Source organism: Desertihabitans aurantiacus (assembly GCF_003344635.1).
Classification (GTDB): domain Bacteria; phylum Actinomycetota; class Actinomycetes; order Propionibacteriales; family Propionibacteriaceae; genus Desertihabitans; species Desertihabitans aurantiacus.
The window spans coordinates 1-13,985 of record NZ_QPKK01000082.1 but is presented as its reverse complement, the minus strand read 5'-3'; the positions used below and the strand labels follow the sequence as shown (position 1 = coordinate 13,985).

14 protein-coding genes are annotated in these 13,985 nt (G+C 74.6%); 5 read left to right on the top strand and 9 right to left on the bottom strand.

Translation table 11 applies throughout. From position 1 onward, the window contains the following. On the bottom strand, nucleotides 1–1,162 hold a 1,162-nt coding region (locus tag DVA66_RS08740; protein ID WP_198671606.1), incomplete at its 3' end, for an ABC transporter transmembrane domain-containing protein. Between the two features lie 36 nt (nucleotides 1,163–1,198). After that, a complete protein-coding gene (locus tag DVA66_RS08735) occupies nucleotides 1,199–1,738 on the bottom strand; it encodes a 2'-5' RNA ligase family protein (protein WP_114559734.1) in 540 nt (179 codons plus the stop codon). A gap of 89 nt (nucleotides 1,739–1,827) precedes the next feature. On the opposite strand from DVA66_RS08735, the gene DVA66_RS08730 reads away from it, so the two are divergent. Beyond that, nucleotides 1,828–2,433 (top strand): bacterial proteasome activator family protein, encoded by a 606-nt coding sequence (locus DVA66_RS08730; RefSeq protein ID WP_114559733.1) that lies wholly within the window; start codon nucleotides 1,828–1,830, stop codon nucleotides 2,431–2,433. 248 nt (nucleotides 2,434–2,681) lie between these two features. Then, nucleotides 2,682–3,239 (top strand): sigma factor-like helix-turn-helix DNA-binding protein, encoded by a 558-nt coding sequence (locus tag DVA66_RS08725; RefSeq protein WP_114559732.1) that lies wholly within the window; start codon nucleotides 2,682–2,684, stop codon nucleotides 3,237–3,239. An 18-nt stretch (nucleotides 3,240–3,257) separates the two neighbouring features. On the opposite strand, the gene DVA66_RS08720 is transcribed toward DVA66_RS08725, so the two are convergent. Both DVA66_RS08720 and serS read right to left on the bottom strand, forming a co-directional pair. Next, a complete protein-coding gene (locus DVA66_RS08720) occupies nucleotides 3,258–4,022 on the bottom strand; it encodes an HAD family hydrolase (RefSeq protein WP_114559736.1) in 765 nt (254 codons plus the stop codon). A 20-nt stretch (nucleotides 4,023–4,042) separates the two neighbouring features. Continuing rightward, nucleotides 4,043–5,320 carry a serine--tRNA ligase gene (gene serS / locus DVA66_RS08715; RefSeq protein ID WP_114127723.1) on the bottom strand — a complete coding sequence of 426 codons (1,278 nt, stop codon included), beginning with the start codon at nucleotides 5,318–5,320 and terminating at the stop codon, nucleotides 4,043–4,045. Nucleotides 5,321–5,375: 55 nt separating this feature from the next. On the opposite strand from serS, the gene DVA66_RS08710 reads away from it, so the two are divergent. Further along, entirely contained in the window at nucleotides 5,376–7,028 is a 1,653-nt protein-coding gene (locus DVA66_RS08710; protein WP_114559731.1) for a diacylglycerol kinase family protein, read from the top strand. A 32-nt stretch (nucleotides 7,029–7,060) separates the two neighbouring features. Then, nucleotides 7,061–7,870 (top strand): VOC family protein, encoded by an 810-nt coding sequence (locus DVA66_RS08705; protein ID WP_114559730.1) that lies wholly within the window; start codon nucleotides 7,061–7,063, stop codon nucleotides 7,868–7,870. A 13-nt stretch (nucleotides 7,871–7,883) separates the two neighbouring features. On the opposite strand, the gene pheA is transcribed toward DVA66_RS08705, so the two are convergent. The 5 genes from pheA to DVA66_RS08680 all read right to left on the bottom strand — a co-directional run bounded on the left by pheA (nucleotide 7,884) and on the right by DVA66_RS08680 (nucleotide 13,464). Then, nucleotides 7,884–8,816 carry a prephenate dehydratase gene (pheA, locus tag DVA66_RS08700; RefSeq protein ID WP_114559729.1) on the bottom strand — a complete coding sequence of 311 codons (933 nt, stop codon included), beginning with the start codon at nucleotides 8,814–8,816 and terminating at the stop codon, nucleotides 7,884–7,886. A gap of 21 nt (nucleotides 8,817–8,837) precedes the next feature. Then, the gene (locus tag DVA66_RS08695) at nucleotides 8,838–9,686 is read right to left on the bottom strand and encodes a DUF2510 domain-containing protein (RefSeq protein WP_114559728.1); all 849 of its coding nucleotides are present in this window, start codon (nucleotides 9,684–9,686) and stop codon (nucleotides 8,838–8,840) included. Then, a complete protein-coding gene (locus DVA66_RS08690; RefSeq protein ID WP_114559727.1) occupies nucleotides 9,686–11,398 on the bottom strand; it encodes a hypothetical protein in 1,713 nt (570 codons plus the stop codon). The genes DVA66_RS08695 and DVA66_RS08690 overlap by 1 nt, the downstream gene beginning before the upstream one ends. A 147-nt stretch (nucleotides 11,399–11,545) precedes the next feature. Next, nucleotides 11,546–12,178 carry a response regulator gene (locus DVA66_RS08685; RefSeq protein ID WP_232821852.1) on the bottom strand — a complete coding sequence of 211 codons (633 nt, stop codon included), beginning with the start codon at nucleotides 12,176–12,178 and terminating at the stop codon, nucleotides 11,546–11,548. Next, a complete protein-coding gene (locus DVA66_RS08680; RefSeq protein WP_114559726.1) occupies nucleotides 12,175–13,464 on the bottom strand; it encodes a sensor histidine kinase in 1,290 nt (429 codons plus the stop codon). The genes DVA66_RS08685 and DVA66_RS08680 overlap by 4 nt, the downstream gene beginning before the upstream one ends. A 120-nt stretch (nucleotides 13,465–13,584) precedes the next feature. On the opposite strand from DVA66_RS08680, the gene DVA66_RS08675 reads away from it, so the two are divergent. Then, nucleotides 13,585–13,985, top strand: a 401-nt coding sequence (locus tag DVA66_RS08675) for an acyltransferase family protein (protein WP_198671605.1), incomplete at its 3' end; no start/stop codon positions are given.

The following is a 13,985-nucleotide window of genomic DNA, read 5'->3' as shown; positions in this document are numbered from 1 at the left end:
GCCCGAGCCGGTCGGCCAGCGCCGCCGAGTCGTCGGGGACGCCGCTGACCACGACCACCAGCCGGCCGGGGACGATCCGGACGCCGCTGCGCTCGTCGACCAGCTCGGCCGCGGCCGGCAGCGGACGCGGCCGCTCCGGCTCGTGCCACGGCGGCCGCAGGCCGAGCACGGCGATGGTCTTGCGGGCCGACACCCGGCCCTGCACCCAGGCCCGGACCGCCTCGAAGAACACCTGGATCGGCAGCACCACGAACACCGCGTAGCCGAAGAAGCTGATCAGCTGACCGATGGTCAGCCGCCCGGCCAGCAGCTCACGGGCGCCGAGCCAGGTCAGCAGCACCAGGAACAGCCCCGACAGCAGGACGCCGAGCGCGTCCACCGCCGACTGCCAGCCACCGGCCCGCACCCCGGCGGCCCGGGTGCGCTGGGACTGCTCGGCGTAGTTGCGGCCGAAGGTGCGCTCACCGCCGATGCCGCGCAGGATCCGCAGCCCGGCGACGATGTCGGTGGCCATCGACGTGAGCTCGGAGATCCGGTTCCGCTCGACCGCCTGGGTGCGGTGCAGCGGGCGCAGCAGCGGTGCTGCGCAGCCCACCAGCAGCGGCCCGGCCACCAGCACCGCGATGCCCAGCGGCACCGAGGTGGTGAGCACCAGCGCGGCCACCACCACGAAGGCCACCACCCCGGCCAGCGCCCGGGCGACCATGGTCAGGGTGGCGCCGAAGGTGTCGGAGTCGCTGGCCGAGACGCTGAGCACCTCACCGGTCGGCGTCCGTCGCGGCAGCACGTGACCCATCTGCACGCTCTTGCGGGTGACCCGCAGCACGGTGCCGTACAGCGCCTGCAGCCAGGAGCCGACCTCGAAGGTGTGCCCGACGATGCCCGCGACCACGCCCAGCAGCAGCACGCCGAGCAGGCAGCCGCTCCACAGCAGCGCCTGCCCCCAGTCGCCGGTGGAGATGCCTTCGTCGACCACCCGGCCCAGGAACCACGGCCCCACCGCACCGGGCAGGAACCAGAACAGGCCGACCAGCACCATCGGCACGAAGACGCGCCACTGGTCGCCGATCATCCACAGCAGGAACCGGGTCGGGCTGCGGGTGTCGGGGACTTCGGTCGAACCGTCGGTGTAGGCGGTGACGCGCGGCGGGAAGAGGACCATGGCGAGCGTCAGCCTAGGGACAGCGGCCGACGCTTTTCACCTGGTTTGCGACGGTGGCCGGTCCGGACCGAGGTCGGTCACCTCGCGACGGGTCGAGTCCCACACCCGGGCCCCGGTCAGCAACCCCGCCGGCGCCGCCCCGAGCAGCTCCAGCGCCCGCCCGACCTGCGCGCCGTCGAGCCGGCGCGCCAGGGTGAGGTGCGGCACCCAGGCGCCCACCTCGCCGTGCTCGACGGCCGGCGGTCCCACCCGTCCGACCAGGTCGCGGTGCAGCGCCAGCAGGGCGGCGTCCACGGTGCAGGTGCGCACCAGCACGAACGGGCCGGTGCCGAAGACGGCCAGCGGCCCGGGTCGCAGCGGCAGCGGCAGCCGGTCCAGCACCGGGGCCAGCAGCACGGGCAGCGCGGCCGGGTCGGGAGCCGCCTCGTCGGGGTGGGTGCTGACCGACAGGTGCGGGCGGTGGTGCACCGAGCGGTGCCGCGACAGGTTCGGCAGGCCGGCCTCCTCCAGCCTTGCCCAGTCGGCCCGCAGACCGTCCGCGACGACGTCGTCGGGCAGCAGCTCCAGGTACAGCACCGGGCCAGTATCGCCGCGCCGCGCGCCGGGAGCCGGTGACCCCGCGCCCGGCTCCCCCGCGCTCGGCCGGCGTCCCTAGACTCGGCTCCATGACCGAGCAGCCGGATGGCAACCAGGGACGGCCCCCGATCTACGCCGGGCAGACCGAGGACGGGCGCACCGTGGTGGTGACCCCGAACGGGATGGCCGTCGAGGGCCCGCAGCAGGACGCCGGGCGCGGCGAGGACGTGGTCGACTCCGAGGTGGTGGACGACGACGGCGCCGAGGGCGACTCGGTGACCGACATGGTCGAGCAGCCGGCCAAGGTGATGCGGATCGGCACCATGATCCGCACCCTGCTCGAGGAGGTGAAGTCGGCCCCGCTGGACGACCCCAGCCGCACCCGGCTGCGCGACATCCACGCCGGCGCCGTCACCGAGCTGAAGTCGGGGCTGTCGGACGAGCTGGCCGAGGAGCTGGAGCGGCTGGCCGAGCCGTTCACCGGCGACGCGGTGCCCTCGGACGCCGAGCTGCGGATCGCCCAGGCCCAGCTGGTCGGCTGGCTGGAAGGGCTGTTCCAGGGCATCCAGACCGCGCTGTTCGCCCAGCAGATGGCGGCCCGGGCGCAGCTGGAGCAGATGCGCCGCGCGCTGCCCGGCGCCGAGGCGGCCGCCCGCCAGCAACCGCCGCAGCGCGGTAGCGGCATGTACCTCTGAGCGGCGTCCCGCCGCCTCCCCGCCCGCACGGGTGTCCGGCTGTGCCCGTGCGGGCTGAGTACCCCTACTCAGCGGTCTGGGTGCTGGCACCCAAACCGCAACAGGTGCCTCCTCCCACGTCCAGCGGCTTCCGCCCCGCCGCGGCCCTGCCACGATGAATCCCGGCCATCCGGAGGGAACCGAGCGCCGATCCCGTCGCGTCACACCCCTCGGAAATGCCCACGACGATCATCCTGGGGGGACCAAGAATGACCGACCGCGCTGCCGACCGTCCGAGCTGCATCGAGTTCGCCGACCTCTACCAGCACCCGGTGCTGGACGAGGGGCTGCCTGCCGGCGCGAGCGGGGACGACCGGCGCCAGGCCGCGATGATGGTGCGCAAGGCCGAGAACGTGTGCCAGAGCTGCCCGCTGCTGACCAGCTGCCTCTACGACGCCGTGGTCAAGCACGACGTCTCCGGCTACGTCGCCCAGACCACCCCGCGTCAGCGCGCCGAGATCCGCCGCCGGCTCGGCGTCACCGTCACCCCGGAGGACCTCGACACCCTGGCCGGGGTGACCGCGGGAGGACGCCAGGTCGACCACGACGAGGTGGTGCGGCTGCGGCGCGCCAACCCCGACGAGAGCCTGGAGACCCTGGCGCACCGCCTCGGCTGCTCGCTGTCCACCGTCAAGCGCCACCTCCGCCGCGCTCGCGCCGCCGCCTCCGCCGCGCCCGCACCGGCCCCGCGCGTCCCCACCCCCGACGAGGTGGTGGCCGTGGCCCGTGAGGTCGTCAGCGGGCAGCGTCCCCGCGTCGCCGCCTGAGCCGGCGGCCGGTCCGGGTCAGAACCAGCGGGCCAGCTCGGCGACCGTGCCGCCGGCGGTGAAGTCGTCGGTGACGTGGTCGGCCACCGCCTGCACCTCCGCCGGGGCCTCGCCGAGGGCGACGCCGCGACCGGCCCAGGTGAGCATCTCGATGTCGTTGCGCCCGTCGCCCAGGGCCAGCACCTGCGAGGCCGCGACACCCAGCTGCTCGCACACCTCGGCCAGCGCCGCGGCCTTGTTGACGCCCTCCGGCGCGATGTCCAGCCAGGCGCTGTAGCCGATGTAGTAGGCCACCCCGTGCAGACCCAGCGACTCGGCCAGCGCCACGAAGTCCTCGTCGGTCGACTGCGGGTCGCGGATCACCACCCGGGTGGCCGGACGGGCCGACAGCTCGTCCACGCTCTCCACCACCAGCTCTCCGGACAGGTCGCCCTCGGGGAAGTCGCTGCTCATCCGGTAGCCCACCCCGACCTCCTCGACCGCGATCAGCGCGTGCGGGGCGTGCCGGACCACCTGCTCGATCACCGGCCGGGGGTCGAAGGTCACCTGGCGGACCACCTCGGTGGGGCGGTGCCGCAGGGTGACCGCGCCGTTGGAGCAGACCGCCCAGCCGTCGGGCAGCTCCAGCGCCTCGTAGACCGGGCGGGTGGCGTGCCAGCCGCGCCCGGTGGCCAGCACCACCGGCACCCCGGACGCGACCACCGTCGCCACCGCCGCCCGGACGTCGCCGGGCAGCGTCCCGTCGCGGTGCAGCAGGGTGCCGTCGATGTCGAGGGCCACCAGGCCGGGACGCCAGCCGTCGGTCACCGGCTCACCGGGGTCAGCGCCTCGCGGCCGCCGAGGTAGGGCCGCAGTGCCTCGGGCACCCGCACGCTGCCGTCGGCCTGCTGGTGGTTCTCCAGCAGCGCGATGATCGTCCGCGGCACCGCGCACAGCGTCCCGTTGAGGGTGGCCACCGGCGCCGTCCCGCCCTCGAACCGGGCCCGGGTGTTCAGCCGGCGGGCCTGGAAGTCGGTGCAGTTGGAGGTCGAGGTGATCTCGCGGTAGCGCTGCTGGCTGGGGAACCAGGCGTAGCAGTCGTACTTGCGGGCCGCGCTCAGCCCGAGGTCGCCGGCGGCCAGCTCCAGCACCTGGTAGGGCAGCTCGAGGGCCTCGATGAACTCCTTCTCGAAGCCCAGCAGCGCCCGGTGCTGGGCGTCGGCGTCGGCCGGGTCGCAGTAGACGAACATCTCGACCTTGTCGAACCAGTGCACCCGGAAGATGCCGCGGGTGTCCTTGCCGTAGGAGCCGGCCTCGCGCCGGAACGACGGGCTGTAGCCGACGTAGCGCAGCGGCAGGCTGGCGGCGTCGAGGATCTCCTCGCTGTGGTAGGCCGCCAGCGGCACCTCCGCGGTGCCGACCAGGTAGAGGTCGTCGGCCTCCAGCCGGTACACGTCGGCGGCGGCCTGGCCGAGGAAGCCGGTGCCCTCCATCGCCGACGGCTTGACCAGCGCCGGCGGCAGCACCGGGGTGAAACCCCACTCCAGCGCCTTCGCCATGGCCAGGTTGATCAGCGCCAGCTCGAGCAGCGCGCCCTGGCCGGTGAGGAAGTAGAACCGCGAGCCCGACACCTTCGCCCCGCGCTCGACGTCGATGGCGCCGAGGCTCTCGCCGAGCTCGAGGTGGTCGCGCACCTCGATGCCCTCCGCGGCCAGGTCGCGGGGGGTGCCGTGGGTCTCCAGCACCACGTAGTCGTCCTCACCGCCGGCCGGGACGTCCTCGGGCACCAGGTTGGGCACCCGGCGGAACAGCTCGTCGAAGCGGCGTCCGGCGGCGTCGGCCTCCGCCTGCAGCTCCTTGACCCGGGTCGCGAGCTCCTTGGTGCGGGCGAGCAGGGCGGCCTTCTCCTCCCCCGTCGCCCGCGCCACCTGCTTGCCCAGACCCTTCTGCTCGGCCCGGTCGGCCTCGAACTGGGCGATGGTGCTGCGGCGCTGCTCGTCCGCGGCCACCAGCTCGTCCACCAGCGCCTCGGACTCCCCGCGGGCACGCAGGGTCGCTCGGATCCGGTCGGGGTCGGTGCGCAGCAGCTTCGGGTCGATCACGCCGGCCAGCCTAGTGAACCGGGTGGGCATCGGTTCAGCCCTTTACCCTTCACCCGTGACCGCGCGCCGCCGACTGCCCTCGACCTTCGCCTGGGCGGTGTCGGTCGCGGCCGTCCTCGGGTTCGCGCTGCTCACCCTGGTGGTGGCGCAGGGCTGGCTGGACGGCCTGGACCGGGCGACCACGGCCGTCCCGCTGGTGCCCGGGTCGGCGGCGGAGGAGATCTTCGCCGCGATCGCGCTGGTGACCACCCCGGTGGTCTGCTACTCGGTGGTGCTCGGCTACGCGCTGTGGTGCCTGCGGCGCCGGCTGCGGAACCTGGCGATGGCGATGTTCCTGTCCATCCCGGTGGCCTGGGGCGGCGGGTACGCATGGAAGGCGCTGCTGGCCCGGGAGCGGCCGGAGTCGCCGCACGAGCTGATCACCGCGCTCGGGCACAGCTACCCCTCCCAGCACGCCGCGGCGATCACCGTGCTGGTGGTGACGGTGACGGCCACCCTGATCCACACCCGGCAGCCGCGGACGGTGATGCTGGGCTGGCGGGTCGCCGGGCTCGCGCTGGTGGCGGTGGTGCTCCTGGACCGCTGGATCATGTCGGCGCACTGGCTCAGCGACCTGCTCGGCGGGGTGCTCTGGGGCGCCTCGGTGGTGGCCTCGGCGATGCTGGCCTGCGGCGTCCGGATGGTGCCGCCGGAGCTGGAGCAGCTGCTGGCGGCCCGTCCCGACCCGGAGCGGGAGCGGCGCACCTGCGCGGTGGTCTACAACCCGGCCCGGGTGACCGACTGGCCCGGGTTCCGCCGCCGGGTGGAGTACGAGCTGGACGCGCGCGGCTACCGCCCGCTCTGGCTGGAGACCACCGCCGCCGACCCCGGCCGGGCGATGACCCTGCGGGCGGTCCGGGAGCGGGTCGACCTGGTGCTGGGCGCGGGCGGTGACGGCACCATCCGGATCATCTGCGACGGGCTGGCCGGCACCGGCATCCCGTTCGGGCTGATCCCGGCCGGTACCGGGAACCTCCTGGCCAAGAACCTCGGCATCCCGCTGGACGAGTCCACCGCGCTGCTGATGGCCCTGGACGGCGTCGACACCCCGGTCGACCTGGTCCGGCTGGCGGTGGACGGCGAGCTGCCCGGGGAGCACTTCAGCGTGATGGCCGGGCTGGGGGTGGACGCGGTGATCATGGCCGCCACCAACCCCGACCTCAAGCGGGCGGTGGGCTCGGCCGCCTACTTCGTCGCCGCCGCCCGCCACGCCTCCTACCCGCCGGTGAACGCCCGGATCCGCGTCGACGACGGGCCGGAGCTGCGGCGCCGCGCCAGCGTGATCGTCATCGGCAACGTCGGTTTCCTGCAGGGCGGCATCCCGCTGATCCCCGACGCCCGGGCCAACGACGGGCTGCTCGACCTGATGGTGGCCTCGCCCCGCTCGGCCCGCGACTGGGCCCGCATCGTCACCCGGGTGCTGACCCGGCGCGAGCACGGGGACGCCGCCCTGGACCGGATCACGGGTCGGCGGGTCTCGATCCGGATCGACCGCACCGACCCCTACCAGATGGACGGCGACACCGTCGGCACCTGCAGCCAGCTGGTGGCCGAGGTCGTCCCCGGCGCACTCACCCTGCGGCTGCCGGCCGGGCACCGCCACGGGCTGGTGGCCCCGGCCGCGGCGGAGACGCCCGCACGCCTTCCGGAGACGCCCGCCCACCACTAGCGTGGTCGCCGTCGACGAGCGAGGAGACCGAGGTGCAGCGGACCTACCCCCACGGGGTGACCAGCTGGATCGACACCGAGCAGCCCGACCCGGACGCCGCCGCGGAGTTCTACGCCGCCCTCCTCGGCTGGGCGACCACCGAGGCGATGCCGCCGGGGGTGCCGGGCACCTACCGGATCGCCACCCTGGACGGGCAGGACGTCGCCGGGCTGACCAGCGCCGAGGGTCCGACGGCGCGGTGGCGCACCTACGTCGCCGTCGACGACCTGGACCGCACGGCCGAGGTGTTCAGGGCCGCCGGCGGCACGTTGGAGGTGTTCGAGGCCCAGCCGCCCGGGCGCGCTGCGGTCGGCACCGACCCCACCGGGGCGGAGATCCGCCTGTGGCAGGCCGGCCACCGGCTCGGCGCCCAGCTGGCCAACGTCCCCGGCGCCTGGAACTTCAGCGACCTGCACACCCCCGACCCGGCCGCGGCCACCGACTTCTACCGCCGGGTGTTCGGCTGGGAGGTCGACGCGGGAGGCGACGGCCCCTCGACGGTACGGGTGCCCGGCTACGGCCGGCACCTCGCCGACACCGTCGACCCGGGGATCGTCGAGCGGCAGGCCGCCGCGCCGGAGGGCTTCGCCGACGTCATCGGCGCGGTCGTGCCCGACGAGGCCGCCTGGTGGGAGGTCACCTTCACCGTGGCCGACCGCGACGAGGCGGCTGAGCGGGCCGTGCGCCTGGGCGCGGCGGTGCTCTCGACCACGGACACGGGGTGGACCCGCCAGGCCGTCGTGCGGGACCCGCAGGGCGCCCGGTTCGTGCTCAGCCAGTTCACCCCGCCCGAGGGCTGGTGACCCGGCCGCGGTCTCAGGAGCGGTCGGGGCGACGCAGCCCGGCCAACCAGGCGGCGGCCTCGGTGTAGTCGGCGTCGCTCTGACCCTCCGCCACGGTCGGGCTGGCGCCGTCGGCGCGCGGGTAGGAGCCGAGGAAGACGACCTCGGAGCACACCCGGTGCAGACCCATCACGGCCTCGGCCAGCCGGGCGTCGTCCAGGTGACCCTCGGCGTCGATGGAGAAGCAGTAGTGCCCGAGCGTGGTGCGGGTGGGCCGGGACTCGATCCGGCACAGGTTCACCCCGCGGCCGGCGAACTGCTCGAGGATCTCCAGCAGCGCCCCGGAGCGGTCGATCCGCAGGAAGGCCACCAGGGTGGTCTTGTCGGCCCCGGTGCGCGGCGGCAGCGGCCCGGGACGGGCGACCAGGACGAAGCGGGTCTCGGCGCTGGCGTTGTCGGCGATCGAGGTGGCCGCGGCCACCAGCCCCTGCGCCGCACCGGCCACCGGGGCGCAGATCGCGGCGTCGAAGCCGGACGCCGGGTCGGCCACCACCACCGCGGCGGCGGCCGTCGAGCCGCCCTCGGTGACGACGGCGTCGGGCAGGTGGGCGTCGAGCCACTCCCGGCACTGGGCGATCGCGTGCGGGTGGCTGACCACCGAACGCACCTGCGAGAGCTCGGTCCCGGGGCGCACGTACAGGTCGAACTGGACCGGGATCACCACCTCGCGGGTGATCTGCAACGGGTCACCGTGGGTCAGGGCGTCCAGCGTCGCGCTGACCCCGCCCTCGACGGAGTTCTCGATCGGCACGAGCACCGCCGACACCTCGCCGCTGCGCACGGCGTGCAGGGCCGCCGGCACCGACGGGTAGGGGACGGCCTCGCCGGGCAGGTCGCCGAGGGTGAGCAGGGCCTGGTGGGTGAAGGTGCCGGCGGGGCCGAGGTAGCCGTGGGTGGCGGACGTCACTGCGGCAGGCTAGCCCGTCGCTCAGCGCAGGGTGATGCTGTCCCAGTAGGCCTCGAAGGCCGCGGTCAGCTCCGGGTCCGCCCGGTCGGGGAAGGTGCTGAGCAGCACCACCTGCCGGCCGTCGGAGAGCTCGACCACCCCGACCCGGACCAGGTCGGTATCGGCGTCCAGCTCGGTCGAGTCGATCGCCACCTCCACCTGCCACTGCACGGCGCGGTCGGCCGGCAGGTCGCCCAGCGGCCCCGTGATCGGTGTCCCGGGCGTGTAGAGGTCGGTGTCGCTGAACAGCTGGTCGAGCACCCACGCACCGGCGGCCGCGGCCGTCGCGTCGGGGTCGTCCTGCTCCAGGGTGGGGCCGGCGTAGCCCACCAGGGCGTGCACGAAGAACCCGGTGCCGTCGATCTCGGTCTCGCTCAGCGCGGCCGGATCGGCCAGCTCGAGCAGGGTCTCGCGCGGGGCGACGGCGGGGTCTGCGGGCAGCTGCGCCTCCAGCTCGCCCAGCAGCACCACCCGGCGCGAGGCGGCGTCCAGCTCGAGGTCGGGGGCCTGCACCGCCGGGGTGCCGAAGGCGGTCGGGGCGGTCGTCGCCCCGGGGACGGGTTCGGCGGCCCGGCGGACCGCCCCCATCACCCCGACGGCGACCAGCAGGCCGACCAGCACGACCACCGCGACGAGCACGGTGCGGGCGGTGTGGCGCTGCTGGCGGTCGTCGGCCGGCACCACGGTGGCCACCGTGCGCGCGTCCCCGCCGTGCGGGGGCGGTGGCGACTGGTCGGTCTCGGCGCGCCACGCCGTCCAGCCCAGGCCGTTCCACCAGCGGTAGGTCGAGGAGTCGGCCGGGTCGCGGTACCAGCCCGGTGCGGTCGCCATCAGGGACGCTCCGTCGCCGAGGAGGCAGAGGAGGCCGAGGAGGCCGAGGAGGCCGAGGAGGCAGAGGTCGGCGTGGCCGGGGTGACCAGCAGCGACTCCCGGGGCGGGCGGACCGGCACCCCGAGCTTCTTCAGCTCCCGCCTCGGCAGCAGCCACATCCGCCGCCACCAGAGCACGATCATCACCAGCACGCCCCACTGCACGACCGGGGAGGCGGTGTCGCGCATCCGGGCGGCGAGGAAGTCCAGGGCGGGGCCCATCTCCACCGCACGGCCCGGGACGAAGGCCATCGACAGCAGCGCACCGCGCCACAGGAACAGCCGGTCCAGCTGCGTGGCCCCGATCACCGCCAGCGGCACCCAGGCGATGAGGTCGTACCAGCTGAGGGTGTAGATGGAGGTGACGAGCCAGCCCACCGAGAGCACCAGGGCCGTCCGCAGAGCCACCGTGATCGGGTCCGCCATCGGGTCGGTGCCCGGACGCAGCCCGGGGGCGGCCCGCCAGGGCAGCACGCGGGAGAGCATCCAGGCCACCACCACGAGCATGACGAGGGCGACCACGTTGAGCAGGGCGGTGGAGCGCGGCGGCGGGATGTGCAGCACCTGGGTGAGCAGGCCGTACACCGGGGAGGCCCACCCGCCGGCCGAGACGTAGGTGGTGTTGCGCAGCACCTGCAGCAGGGCGGTCGGCTGCCACACCCCGTAGGCCAGCCCGATCGGCACCAGGGCACCCAGGCAGAGCAGCAGCGCCTTCCTCGGCTCGCGGCGGTAGGCCCACAGCATCGCCAGCCCGTACAGACCGATGGAGAGCTTGGCGCAGCCCGCCAGCCCGATCCCGATGCCGGCGCCGAAGGGCGACTTGCGCATCAGCATCAGCCCGAACACCGCGAACATCACCGACTGCGCCTCGTTGTGGCCCGAAGCCACCACCGCCCAGATCAGCAGCGGGTTGCAGATGCTCAGCAGCGCGGCGCGGGACTGCAGCTTGGGGTCGCCGTGGGCCAGCCAGACCACGCCGGCGCAGGTGAGCAGGAAGGGCACCAGGCAGAAGACCTGCAGCCAGAACACGACGTCGTGCATGTTCTCCCCGCCGAGGACGTTGGAGAACCACTGGGTCCAGGAGGTGATGGGCCCGTAGACGCTGGGGGTGTCGCGCCACGGCTCCTCGGTGAGCGCGAGCACCGGGTCGTACTGGCTGCGGAAGATCTCGGCGGGGGTGATGTCGTAGGGGTTGCGGCCCAGCACCTGCAGCCGTCCGTAGCCGGCGTACATGAGGATGTCGGCCGAGGTCAGCGGCGGCACCATGATGGTGGCGGTGCTCATCACCGCGCCGAGGCCGAACAGCCGGCGGTGGTGCGGACGCCAGCCGTCGGCCATCGCCCGCAGGCAGACCCACACCCCCAGCGCGCCGACCGCGATCCCGAGCAGCACCGCCACCGAGACGGCGAGCTCGTCCGGCTCGGGCAGCCACTTGGTCGGCAGGTAGTACGGCGGCAGCAGCGAGGTCCGGTCGCCGAGGGTGAGGGTGACGATCGAGGGGCCGAGGAAGCCGATCACCAGGGTGGTGGCGACGCTCGCCAGGATCATCCCCAGCCCGACCCGGTGGTCACGGTGCCAGACCGTGGCGGCGGGGGCCCCGGGGTGCCTCCCGTCGGAACGGGTGAGGAGGTTCGGCAGGCGCACCTCGGCCTCCTCCTGGGTGTGGGCGGACATGGCAGAGCGACCGTCACACGGTCGCCGGTGCGCCAAGGGTAGTCCGACCGGGGCTCCCGCGGAGGGCACTTCCACACCGCCCTCAACCCGTCGAAGCGTCGTCCTGAGCCTGTCGGAGGGAGCGGGCACCCCGGCACCGCTCTGGCCTCAGACCAGACCCTGCTCCCAGGCGCGCCGCACCGCGGAGGCCCGGTCGGCGACCTCGAGCTTGGTGTAGACGTGCAGCAGGTGGGTCTTCACGGTGGCCTCGCCGATGCCCAGCCGGGTGGCGATGGCGCGGTTGGTCAGCCCGTCGGCCACCAGCCGCAGCACCCCGGCCTCCCGCTCGCTGAGGACGGGGTCGCCGCCGCGCCGGGTCAGCGCCGCCAGGGCGGCCGGCACCAGCACCGGACGGCCGTCGGCCAGGTCGCGTACCGCCCGGACCAGGTCGGCGCTGCGGACGTCCTTGAGCAGGTAGCCGTCGGCGCCGGCCTGCAGCGCGCCGCGGATGTCGCGGTCGGTGTCGTAGGTGGTCAGCACCAGCACCCGGGGACGCCGGCGGTCGCGCTCGCGGAGCCGCCGGATCGCCTCGACCCCGCTGCCGTCGGCCATCCGCAGGTCCATCAGCACGACGTCGGGGTCGCACCGCCCGACCAGCTCGACCGCCTCATGGCCGCCGGCGGCCTCCCCCACCACCTCGATGCCGTCCGCGGCGCCGAGCACGCCGATCAGCCCGTCCCGGACGACCGGGTGGTCGTCGACCACCAGCACCCGCACCACCGCCCCGTCCCCGGCGGTCAACGGGGCACCCGCGCGGTGATCGTGCAGCCGGCGTCCTCGGCGCTGCTGACGTCGAGCCGTCCGCCGACGGCGGTCAGCCGCTCCCGCATGCCGGTCAGCCCGTGCCCGGCCCCCACCCGCTGGGGGTCGAACCCGACGCCGTCGTCGGCGATCTGCAGCAGCTCCTCGGTCGGGGTCGCCCACCACCGCAGCCGGACCCGTCCGGCGCGGGCGTGCCGGGCCACGTTCGACAGCCCCTCCTGGGCCACCCGCAGCAGCACCGCCGGGTGGGCGGACTCCTCGGGCGCCTCGTCGGCGTCCAGCTCGGTCACGATGCCGTGGGTGCGGGCCCACTGCGGCACCACCGCCCCCAGCGCCTCGGCCAGCCCGCCCTCGCCGAGCTGCTGCGGCGCCAGCGCCTGCACCGCCCGCCGGGCCTCCAGCAGGCACTCCCGGGCGCTGCGCTCGGCCTGCTCCACCCGGTGCCGGACGTCGGCGTCCAGCGGGCCGGGCAGCGCCTCGAGCTGACGGATCACCGCCACCAGCCCCTGGGCGACGGTGTCGTGGATCTCCCGCGAGAGCCGGGCCCGTTCCTCGCTGACGCCGGTGGCGCGGGCCTGCTCGACCAACCGGGCCTGCAGCGAGACGTTCTCCTCGTAAGCCGCGGCCAGCGCGGCAGCGGCCCGCTCCCGGGCGTGCAGCTGCCGCTCGCGCTCCTGGCTGAAGTGCATCAGCGCCAGCGCGGCCGCCAGGTTGACCAGGGCGAGCACGGCGAAGAGCACCGGGACGCCCAGCACCCCGCGGAAGCCGCCGGTCTGGCCGAAGGCGGCCAGCACGGCCGTCACCACGACCACCACCGGCACCTGCCGACCCCGGAAGAGCCGCTCGGCCTCGTAGTAGCCGACGAAGGCGTAGATGCACAGGAACGGGTTCCACCACAGCCCGACCGCCAGCACCACGGTGTGCACCACGAACCCGACCACCAGTGCCGGCGATCCGGGCCGCAGCCGGTCCTGCAGCAGCCCGATCAGCGCCCAGGTGGCGAGCAGCAGCAGCGTGGACGGCGTCGAGGCGAGCATCGCCTCGCGCATGACCAGCTCGCCCGTGGTCACCCAGCCGGCCGCCGCCGACAGCCCCAGCAGCAGCACCGGCAGCAGCACCCCGGGCAGCTGCCGGACGCCCGGGCGGGCGGATCCCCCGGGTGGCTCGGTCGCGGTCGGGGCGGGAGGGTGGTCGGAGGATGCCGGGCCGGTGTCCACCGACCCGGAGGCGTCCCGGGTCGCCACCGGCGGGGAGGTGGCGGTCATGACGCCATTCTGGTCCGACCCCGGCCGCCGGGCCAGGGTCCTCCCCTCCACCGATCGGTGGATCCGGGCGCCACCGATCGACCGAGGCGCCGGCTCCGGAGCCGCCCTAGCGTCGTCGTCATGACCGCCACCACGCACAGCACCACCTCGACGACACCGCGGCTGCACGGCCTGGACGCCCTGCGGGCGGGAGCGCTGCTCCTGGGCATCGTGCTGCACACGCTGATGCCCTTCATGCCCGGGATCGGCTGGCTGGTCGTCGACTCCCGGACCTCGGTGGTCGCCGGCATCCCGGTGATGGTCATCCACCTGTTCCGGATGCACCTGTTCATGATGCTGGCCGGCTACTTCGGCCGGATGGTGCTGCACCGTCGCGGGTCGGCGTCCTACCTGCGGGACCGGACGCTGCGCATCCTGCTGCCGCTGGTGGCGTTCTGGGCCCCCGCCGTGCTGGGGCTGGGGCTGACGGCCGCGGCGGTGGCGGAGTGGCGCGGGACCCCGGCGCCGGCCCCGCCGCCCGC

Excerpts from the sequence above, each read along its gene's own strand:
- DVA66_RS08690 (WP_114559727.1), bottom strand. The coding sequence starts at position 11,398 with ATGTCCGCCCACACCCAGGAGGAGGCCGAGGTGCGCCTGCCGAACCTC.
- DVA66_RS08695 (WP_114559728.1), bottom strand. The coding sequence starts at position 9,686 with ATGGCGACCGCACCGGGCTGGTACCGCGACCCGGCCGACTCCTCGACC.
- DVA66_RS08680 (WP_114559726.1), bottom strand. The coding sequence starts at position 13,464 with ATGACCGCCACCTCCCCGCCGGTGGCGACCCGGGACGCCTCCGGGTCG.
- DVA66_RS08725 (WP_114559732.1), top strand. The coding sequence starts at position 2,682 with ATGACCGACCGCGCTGCCGACCGTCCGAGCTGCATCGAGTTCGCCGAC.
- DVA66_RS08730 (WP_114559733.1), top strand. The coding sequence starts at position 1,828 with ATGACCGAGCAGCCGGATGGCAACCAGGGACGGCCCCCGATCTACGCC.